We start from the raw sequence: 8276 nt of genomic DNA, 5'->3' as shown, positions 1-8276 counted from the left end.
GTCACACGCGCCGGTGCCCGGCCTCCCTCCGGGGAGAACCGGGCACCGACGCGTGTGACATCACCGCGCAGGGCCGAGCCGAGCCGAGGCCCGCCGCCTACGCGGGGTCGAGCTCGCGGTCGACGCCGCCGTCGAAGTCGCCCGCCAGCGCGGCGGCGATCCGCAGGTGGGACTTCGCCTCCTCGCTCCGCCCCTGCCGCTCCAGGGTGCGGCCGAGCATCAGCCGGGCGTAGTGCTCCACTGGTTCGCGTTCCACGATGACGCGCAACTCTGCCTCGGCGCGACGCAGTTGGGCCGAGTGGTAGTAGGAACGCGCCAGCAGCAGCCGCGGCCCGGTCTGCTCCGGCACCTCCTCGACCAGCCCGCTCAGGACACGCGCCGCGGCGGCGTAGTCCTTGGCGTCGAAGAACAGCCCGGCACGCTCCCAGCGCTCGGCCGGGGTTCCGTGGTCGTAGTAGTACGTGGTGTCCACTCGTGACCTCCTTCGATGCCGACAACGGACGGGGTTGCTTGAATATTCCACTACTGGTTCGGGGTGGCTGCCGCTGCGGCCAGCTCCCGGTCGGCCCGCTCGGTGACGAGCGCCAGTACCCGTCCGGCGACCACGAGTTCATCGAAGGGAATGCCGGCGTAGATCCTGGCGGCGATTACCTTGGTCTCGGCGGACGTCGTGTCGTGCAGTTTCCTCCCGGCGTCCGTGAGCCGCACCAGGGAATGCTCGTCCGGGGCCAGCAGTCCCGCGGTGATCAGCCCGTCGACCACGCCGTCCGCCTCCGGGCGGCCGGTCTTCAGGGCGCCGACGACGTCCCCGGCCAGGCGGGCGTGGTCGACCGGACCCTCGGCCACGGCGACGAGCCGGAGGGTCACCGACTGCTGGAAGGAGACGCCGTGGCGGGCCAGCACGCTCTCCAGGACCGCGCGGCTCGCGTAGTGGGCGAGGCCGATGACACGGCCGTCGACCGGGGGTGCGGTGGTGGTCATGACTGCTCCGTCTCGTGGGCGTCGGCATGGTCGCCGGCGGTGTCCGCCGGCGCGGCGAGGGGCGTGCCGAGGAGGGTCGTCAGATCACGGGTGAACGCGCGGGTGCGCGGACCGTCGAGGCCGTCGAGGGGCTCCAGCAACTGCTCCAGGAGCACGTGAACGACATCGATCGCCCGGCGGGCGACCTCGGTACCCCGCTCCGTGAGCGCCAGTTGCATGGCGCGCGGGTCGCGCGGGTCCCGGGTGCGCTCGAGGAGACCGGCGGCCTCCAGGGCGCGGGCGAGCTTCGACACGTAGAGCGCTTCGAGTCCCGTGTGGTCGGCGAGCCGGCGCTGGCTGGGCCGCTCTCCGGCACGTCCCATCCCGTACAGCGACGCGACCAGCGAGTACTGCGCGTGGGTCAGCCCCAGCGGGGCCACCGCGCGGTCGACCGCGACGCACCACTTCATGGACAGGCGCCAGACCAGGAACCCGGGCGTCGCGCCCTCGGGCGCCGAATGTACCGAACTCATGAGCCGATACAGTACATGGCGACTATAGCCATGGCTACTGAATTCGTCGTCCTCCGTACTGCTGCAACGCCTCCCGTCACCTCCCGTCGCCTCCCGCGTGGCGCGGCGCCTGATTGACGCATTGCCCCGCGGGGCTAAGTTGTGCGGCATGAGCAATCTTGAGCGGGAGGCCGTGCCGTCCCTGTGCGGTGGGCGCGGCTTCGTGGTGGCAGAGCCGGTACGTGAACTCCTCAGTCCCCGGAAGGTCAAGCTCGGAGAGTCCAGCGAGGTCCGGCGGCTGCTGCCGAACCTGGGGCGGCGCATGGTCGGCGCCTGGTGCTTCGTCGACCACTACGGTCCCGACGACATCGCCGACGAGCCCGGCATGCAGGTGGCACCGCACCCGCACATGGGTCTGCAGACGGTGAGCTGGCTGCACCAGGGCGAGGTCCTGCACCGCGACTCCACGGGCAGCCTCCAGATGATCCGCCCGCGCGAACTGGGCCTGATGACCTCGGGCCGGGCGATCAGCCACTCCGAGGAGAGCCCCCGCTCGCACGCCCGCTTCCTGCACGGCGCCCAGCTCTGGGTCGCCCTCCCGGACGGCCACCGCCACACCGACCCCCACTTCGAGCACCACGCCGACCTCCCGGTCGTCACGGCGCAGGGCGTCGACGCCACGCTCATCCTCGGCAGCCTCGACGGCGCCACCTCGCCCGGCACGGCGTACACCCCGATCGTCGGCGCCGACCTCTCCCTGTCCGACGGCGCGGACGTCCGCCTGCCCCTGGAGCGCGACTTCGAGTACGCGGTCCTCGCGATGTCCGGCGAGGTCCACGTGGACGGCGTACCGGTGCTCCCGGGCTCGATGCTCTACCTCGGCTGCGGCCGCGACGAACTCCCGCTGCGCGCCGAGTCCGACGCGTCCGTGATGCTCCTGGGCGGCGAGCCGTTCGAGGAAGAGCTGATCATGTTCTGGAACTGGATCGGCCGGACCCAGGAAGAGATCGAACAGGCCCGCCGGGACTGGATGGAAGGGACACGGTTCGGCGAGGTGAAGGGCTACGACGGCGCTCCGCTGCCTGCTCCCGAGCTGCCGCCGGGGGCGCTGAAACCGCGAGGAAGGGTCCGTTGAGCTGCGGAAATGCTTGAGTGTCGGTGGCTGGTGGGCGGGGCCGGTCGGGCACCGCCTCCTGCTTTTCAATCGCTCGCGGGAGGACGGCTGAGTGGAGTGCGGACCTGATTCAGGGTGGCGGGCGATTCCGCGGTGTGGCCGTCTGTGAGCAACTGTGGCAGGACTCTTGCTGACCTAATGCTGGCTTTACTGACGACTCGTCAGCTGCGGTTGAGGCACTCTTTTCGCAGCTCCGTCGCGCGCGGTGGTCTTTGCAGGCTCGGTGGCGGCCGGACGAATGCTGACCCGGCGGGCGGTTGAGCCGTGTGTCGGTGCGTGAACTTGGTACTTTGCGGGTGCCGATAAATCATCCGCCCAGGTCACGGCCTTGACCGGCCATCTCTGATGTGGCTGCCGGCCGCCCCGCTGTCTTCACCTGGGCAGGGGAAAACGGCATCATGACCGGTCGTGCTGCTGCGCCTGGCCTACCTCGCCGCTACCAACATCTTCACCCTACTGCGTCTCCTGCCGATGAGCGACCGCGAGAAGGACGTGGAGATTCTCGCCCTGCGGCACCAACTGCTCATCCTGCAACGCCAGGTTGCCAAGCCCGCGTTCACCGATACCGACCGTGTGGTCCTCGCCGGCCTGCTCCACCACCTCCCGAGAGAGAAACTGCACCACCTCCTGCTGCTGGTACGCCCGGACACGATCCTGCGCTGGCACCGCAACCTGCTCAAGCAACGCCATGCCGCCACCTGCGCGCCCAAGCGCCGCGGGCGCCCACCCACCGTCCGTTCGATTCGCGCTCTGGTGCTGCGCCTGGCCCGCGAGAACAGCTCCTGGGGCTACCGACGGATCCACGGCGAGCTCGCGGCGCTGGGCATCAAGGTCGCCGCCTCGACCGTCTGGGAGATCCTTCGCGAGCACGGCATCCCGCCCGCGCCCGAACGGCAGAGCACCACCTGGGCCGCCTTCCTGCGCAGCCAGGCCGACGCGCTGCTCGCCTGCGATCTTTTCGAGACCCGGACGCTGACCGGGGCGCGGATGTACGTCTTCGCCGTCATCGAGCACTCCACGAGGCGCATCCGGATCCTGGGCGCCACCGCTCACCCGACCGCGGAGTGGATCGTGCAGCTCGGTCGCAACCTCGTCATGGACCTGGAGGACGCGGGCAGCAGGGCCAGGTTCCTGATCCGGGACCGAGACGCGAAGTTCACCGCCGCCTTCGACGCCCTGCTGGCCGACGCCGGCCTGAAGGTGATCACCACCGGCATCCGGATACCCCGGATGAACTCCCTCATGGAGCGCTGGATCCAGACCTGCCGGCGCGAGCTCCTCGACCGCACCTTGATCTGGAACCAGAGCCACCTCCTGTACGCGCTCCGCGAGTTCGAAACCTTCTACAACGAGCACCGGCCGCACCGAACGCTGAAGCAAGCCGCACCCCTTCGCGCACTACCCGAACCGATCAACGTGCCAGCGCACATCAGACATATGAAAGTCCCCCGACGGGATCGACTCGGCGGAACCCTTCACGAATACTGGAATGCTGCATGACCAGGCCGGATGATTTGTCGGCACCCGCAGTGTTGGAGCAGCTCCAGTACACGGATCCGGACGGGATGCCCGAGCATACGGAAGAACTCCGCCTTGGCCTGGTACAGCGGCACCTGCATGCGACAACACTCCCAACCCACGGTTCGGCCATTCCAGGACCGGCAGCTGGACCTGCCCGGATCTTCGGTGCCCAGCTCCAGCCATCCTCCCGCCTCCCGGCCCGGCCTGCCCTGGCTTGATCACATTCAGATGTGCTGAGTTGAAGACTCTTTCAATTCGTGGGCATGCGGAGCCGGGAAACAAGGGACGGCTACAGCTCCAGTCCCGCCTCGATGCGCCTGAGCTGGTGCCGGGCCATGGCCAGGTTCGCCCGGCCCTTGTCCAGGATGAGGTACAGGAACAGGCCGTTGCCTGCGCGGCCCCTGATCAGCCGGAGGAGATGGTATTGGCTGCCGAGGGTGATCAGCACATCCTCGATGTCGTCCTTGAGGCCCAGCATCTCCATCGTGCGGACTTTCGCCCGGATCACGTCGGTGTTCCCCGCCGCGGCCACCGTCAGATCGAGGTCCTTGCCCCCGCCCAGCGTTCCCAGCGCCATGCCGCTCGTGTAGTCGACCAGCGCGGCCGCCACGCTCCCCTCGATCGAGGTCATCGCCTCCTTCAGAGACGTCTCCACAGTCAGCATCAGTACCCGCTCCCTTAGTTCTGGACGACCCCGGCCGGCCTCACACTCCGGCCGAGTGATGACCGCAGACGCTACCCACACGCCGCCAGGAGTTACGGGAACACCGGGAATCCGGCAGGAATCAACCCTCAGTGCCCTAGCATTCGCCCCCACGAAATGCCCGTCGACGCACCGCCCGAGATGACAGCACCACGGCGTTCGGAGGCCCGGCCGAACGAGCCGAGTTGTCCCCTTCCCTTCTCCTCCGCGACGCGACGCCGGTGACCGCGCGGACGGTGGCCGCATCCCTCTGTCACTCGTACGGAGTTCGCCCGGGCCCTCAGCTCGGCAGACCCGGACGAACCCGGGCCCGCCCCGGTACCGTTATGGACACACCACCCGCGAATTCGACTACGAGCCCCCTTCGGAAAACTCGAACCCACGGCCTTTGGATATCTTGAGCAGAACCTGCCGGGCGGCCTCGCAGTCTCCGGCGGCACGGTGTCCGCCACCGAGCCGCAGCCAGCGCCGGACACCGAGCCAGTCCGCGTACGCCTGCATCAGGCAGTACCAGTCGTCCCAGGGCTCCAGGTGCATCGGCTCTTCCCAGCCCGCTCGACGTCCTTGAGCACGACGGTGCGGTCGTACTCGGCGCTGTAGACGCAGATGGTCCGGCCCTTGGCCACCTTGCGCAGGCGGGGGAGGATCTTCTCGAACGGGCGGGCGTCGGCGACCATCTCGTCCGTGATGCCGTGCACCCAGCGGGCGCCGTCGCTGATCTCGGCATCACCGGGGTCGACCAGGGTGTCCATCAGCTTCTTGCCGGTGGCCGCGTCGATCACGGCGATCTCGACCGTGCGGCCGAACAGGTCGGTGGTCTCGGTGTCCATGACGGCCGCACAGCCCGGCTGGAGCAGGTCCCTGGCCTTGCGGGTGATCTCGCCCCACGCGGGGCACAGCACGATCTCGGTGGCGTAGGAACCGGCCTCCGGATCGGCGGCCAGCTCCCGGCGCACGGTCGCCTCAGGGACGCGTCCTCGATCCGCTCCCAGTCCAGCTCTCCCAGCAAACCGGAGTACGGGCTGTTCCACGCCCACACGGTCACGCCGTGCCGGTCGGCGAGGTCCTGCGCGAAGGCGCGGGCGACGGCGGCCCGGGTCGGGGCGAACTTGGCGTACTCGCGCAGCGGGCTCGGGACACCCTTGGGCAGACCGCGGGCGGCTTCCCAGTCGACGCCCGGCACGTCCCGCAGCGCGCGGACGTCGCCGAGTCGGTACAGTGCGACGGTGACCGTGCGGGAGCGGCCGATCTGGCGCTCGTAGGTGTCCGCCGGCGTGACCCATCCGGCCGCCTCCACGTATTTCCAGTCGCTCGCGCGCATCTCCAGCACGTCGCTGGCGGCGGCCTGCGCGGTGATGTACGGCTCGCCGTCGGCCTCCTCGGCGAGCCGGTCCAGGTCGGCGATCAGATAGCGGCCGCCGCGCCCGGTGGTGATGCGGCCCTCGCGCCCCATGCGGTCCAGGTCGCTCCAGTGCCAGCCGATCCGCTCCGCCGCGGCGTCCCGGGGCAGGCTCGCCGCCTCTCACGCCAGTCGCTCGGCGACCACCGACCGCACCAGGTCGGCATCGAGGGCGAGCGCGGCCGCGGTCGAGTACATCGGCCACCCCTTGTAGGAGTCGTTCCCTGTCAAGTCCTGCGTGTCGTGGGTGCCTACCCAGTTGGAGGCTTCGGTCGAAGCGCTGGCTAAGAGGTTGTCTCACGTGGCAAGTTTCGCGAGCTTCTTGTAGCAGGTCAGGGCGGCGGCCATGGCCAGGCCTCGGCTCTGCCAGTCGTTGCGGACCACATACGGGATCTTGAGACCACGAGTAGCTCATGGCAGGCTCATGCCGCATGATCGATGAATTCGCGAAAGGGAACCTGCACGGGAGACTGCGGCGGGACCGCAAGGCGCTGCTCTGGAAACTCGACGGCTTGTCCGAATACGACGCCCGCCGACCTTTGACAGCGACCGGGACCAACCTCCTCGGCCTGGTCAAACACGTGGCCACCGTCGAGGCCAGGTACTTCGGCGAGGTCTTCGACCGCCCTTCCCCGGAACCGCTGCCCCGGTGGCAGGACTACAACGGCAGCGATCTGTGGGCGACCGAGGACGAGACCCGCGATCAGATCATCGGGTTCTACCGGCGCACGTGGGAACACTCGGACGCGACGATCATCGAGCTTCCCCTCGACGCCCCCGGCCACGTGCCGTGGTGGCCGGAGCCTTATGCCGACACGAACCTGTTCGCCATCATGGTCCATGTCCTCGGCGAGTCCATCCGGCATGCCGGGCACGCCGATATCCTGCGCGAGGGCCTCGACGGCCGGACCGGGTTGCGCGCCGAACTCGAGCAGCAGATCGACGAGGAAGCCCGTGCAGCCTACTGCGCGAAGATCGAGCAGGCCGCCAGGTCGGCCGCACCAATCAAGGTTTAGAGGTTGTCTCACGTGACTTGATGTTCGTGCGGCACGATGCCGGTCGTGGGTGCTGATCTATCGAAGCGTCTGGTTCCTGATGAACTCTGGGAGTTGGCCGTCCCGTTGCTGCCGTCGTTCGCTGCTCGTCCGCAAGGTGGTGGGACCGCTCCGTGTGACGAGCGGGTCGTGTTCACGGCAGTGGTGTACGCGCTGACCAGCGGCTGTGCCTGGCGGCATCTGCCGCCGACGTTCGGCACGTCGCCCGCCACCGGGCATCGCCGCTTCACGGTATGGACCGAGGCCGGCCTGTGGCGTCGGCTGTACCGGGCGGTGCTGGACGAACTCGGGGCCCGGGGCGAGGTGGACTGGACCTCGGCGATCGTCGAAGCGGCCTCCGTTCGCGCCAAAAGGGGGGATCGCTGACCGGGCCGAACCCGGTCGATCGCGGCAAGAAGGGCAGCAAACTGCACGTGCTGTCCGATGCCCAGGGCATCCCGCTCGCCGTCGCCGTGTCCGGCGCGAACATGCACGACAGCCTCGCCCTCAAGCCGCTCATCCGCGGCATACCCGCCGTCCGGTCCCGCCGGGGACCACGGCGGCGCCGACCCGTCAAACCCCGCGCGGACAAGGCGTACTTCTCCGCCGAACACCTGGCCTGGCTGCGCGAGCGCGGGCTCGTCGCGCGCATCGCGCGGCCCGGCATCGAGTCCGGCGAACGCCTCGGTCGGCACCGCTGGAAGATCGAACGGTCGATTGCCTGGCTTTTTTGCTACCGCCGCCTCACCGTCCGATACGAACGAAAGGGCTCGTACTTCCTCGGGCGTTGTCACGTTGTTGGATTTGTGGGTGTCTGACGGTGCGTCGGTGCGTGGGGGCTTGCGGTTCTGGTCCGTGTTCAGGCCGTTGCGGCCGCACCGACGACTCCGGTGACGTGGTCCCAGATGGCGAAGCGGACGGTCATTTCGGCTCGGTGGTCGGGGGCGGTGAGCAGGTGGCGGTGGGGTCGGAA

Annotated in this window: 10 protein-coding genes and 2 pseudogenes; 4 read left to right on the top strand and 8 right to left on the bottom strand. The window is 68.9% G+C overall.

Translation table 11 applies throughout. The annotated features are described in order from the left end of the window. Nucleotides 1–97: 97 nt before the first annotated feature. The 3 genes from AOK11_RS32700 to AOK11_RS32690 are packed head-to-tail and all read right to left on the bottom strand — an operon-like array spanning nucleotide 98 to nucleotide 1493. Nucleotides 98–472: a tetratricopeptide repeat protein gene (locus tag AOK11_RS32700; RefSeq protein WP_055597303.1), complete on the bottom strand. Its 375-nt coding sequence runs from the start codon at nucleotides 470–472 to the stop codon at nucleotides 98–100. Nucleotides 473–522: 50 nt separating this feature from the next. Continuing rightward, nucleotides 523–981 (bottom strand): MarR family winged helix-turn-helix transcriptional regulator, encoded by a 459-nt coding sequence (locus tag AOK11_RS32695; protein ID WP_055597302.1) that lies wholly within the window; start codon nucleotides 979–981, stop codon nucleotides 523–525. After that, entirely contained in the window at nucleotides 978–1493 is a 516-nt protein-coding gene (locus AOK11_RS32690; RefSeq protein WP_055597301.1) for a MarR family winged helix-turn-helix transcriptional regulator, read from the bottom strand. Before AOK11_RS32690 ends, AOK11_RS32695 begins: the two co-directional genes overlap by 4 nt. Nucleotides 1494–1641: 148 nt before the next feature. Between AOK11_RS32690 and AOK11_RS32685 the strand changes: the two genes are divergently transcribed. Together AOK11_RS32685 and AOK11_RS32680 are read left to right on the top strand one after the other, a co-directional pair. Then, a complete protein-coding gene (locus tag AOK11_RS32685; RefSeq protein ID WP_055597300.1) occupies nucleotides 1642–2607 on the top strand; it encodes a pirin family protein in 966 nt (321 codons plus the stop codon). A gap of 447 nt (nucleotides 2608–3054) precedes the next feature. Beyond that, entirely contained in the window at nucleotides 3055–4146 is a 1092-nt protein-coding gene (locus AOK11_RS32680; RefSeq protein WP_055597299.1) for an integrase core domain-containing protein, read from the top strand. A gap of 29 nt (nucleotides 4147–4175) precedes the next feature. Here AOK11_RS32680 and AOK11_RS45660 read toward each other — a convergent pair. From AOK11_RS45660 to AOK11_RS43150, 4 genes and pseudogenes are all read right to left on the bottom strand, one after another. Beyond that, a pseudogene (locus AOK11_RS45660) lies at nucleotides 4176–4265 on the bottom strand (transcriptional regulator); the annotation flags it as partial. Nucleotides 4266–4456: 191 nt separating this feature from the next. Then, complete coding sequence (locus tag AOK11_RS32675; RefSeq protein ID WP_055597298.1) at nucleotides 4457–4831, bottom strand: hypothetical protein; 375 nt, start codon at nucleotides 4829–4831, stop codon at nucleotides 4457–4459. A 539-nt stretch (nucleotides 4832–5370) separates the two neighbouring features. Next, nucleotides 5371–5700, bottom strand: coding sequence for a 3'-5' exonuclease (locus AOK11_RS43155; protein ID WP_055597296.1), 330 nt, complete (start codon nucleotides 5698–5700; stop codon nucleotides 5371–5373). After that, on the bottom strand, nucleotides 5649–6323 hold the full coding sequence (locus tag AOK11_RS43150) for a hypothetical protein (RefSeq protein WP_055597295.1): 675 nt from the start codon (nucleotides 6321–6323) through the stop codon (nucleotides 5649–5651). The genes AOK11_RS43155 and AOK11_RS43150 overlap by 52 nt, the downstream gene beginning before the upstream one ends. A 377-nt stretch (nucleotides 6324–6700) precedes the next feature. Here AOK11_RS43150 and AOK11_RS32655 point away from each other — a divergent pair, with 377 nt between their 5' ends. Next, nucleotides 6701–7285, top strand: a complete 585-nt coding sequence (locus tag AOK11_RS32655) for a DinB family protein (protein ID WP_055597294.1) — start codon at nucleotides 6701–6703, stop codon at nucleotides 7283–7285. Nucleotides 7286–7330: 45 nt separating this feature from the next. Then, nucleotides 7331–8121 (top strand): IS5 family transposase gene (locus AOK11_RS40970; protein WP_107098742.1). Its coding sequence is split into 2 segments (ribosomal slippage): nucleotides 7331–7678 and nucleotides 7681–8121, totalling 789 coding nucleotides; the frame shifts between segments, so codons are not numbered across the junction. A gap of 41 nt (nucleotides 8122–8162) precedes the next feature. On the opposite strand, the pseudogene AOK11_RS45655 reads toward AOK11_RS40970, so the two are convergent. After that, nucleotides 8163–8276 (bottom strand): annotated as a pseudogene (locus AOK11_RS45655) (IS6 family transposase); the annotation flags it as partial.

Origin of the sequence: Streptomyces hirsutus, assembly GCF_001418415.1 — a bacterium.
GTDB classification, from domain to species: domain Bacteria; phylum Actinomycetota; class Actinomycetes; order Streptomycetales; family Streptomycetaceae; genus Streptomyces; species Streptomyces hirsutus.
The sequence above is the reverse complement of the archived record's forward strand: the minus strand, read 5'-3'. Positions and strand labels throughout refer to the sequence as shown.

Coding starts and splice junctions, on each gene's coding strand:
- AOK11_RS32675 (WP_055597298.1), bottom strand. CDS start 4,831: ATGCTGACTGTGGAGACGTCTCTGAAGGAGGCGATGACCTCGATCGAG.
- AOK11_RS32685 (WP_055597300.1), top strand. CDS start 1,642: ATGAGCAATCTTGAGCGGGAGGCCGTGCCGTCCCTGTGCGGTGGGCGC.
- AOK11_RS32690 (WP_055597301.1), bottom strand. CDS start 1,493: ATGAGTTCGGTACATTCGGCGCCCGAGGGCGCGACGCCCGGGTTCCTG.
- AOK11_RS43150 (WP_055597295.1), bottom strand. CDS start 6,323: ATGGGGCGCGAGGGCCGCATCACCACCGGGCGCGGCGGCCGCTATCTG.
- AOK11_RS32695 (WP_055597302.1), bottom strand. CDS start 981: ATGACCACCACCGCACCCCCGGTCGACGGCCGTGTCATCGGCCTCGCC.
- AOK11_RS43155 (WP_055597296.1), bottom strand. CDS start 5,700: ATGGACACCGAGACCACCGACCTGTTCGGCCGCACGGTCGAGATCGCC.
- AOK11_RS32655 (WP_055597294.1), top strand. CDS start 6,701: ATGATCGATGAATTCGCGAAAGGGAACCTGCACGGGAGACTGCGGCGG.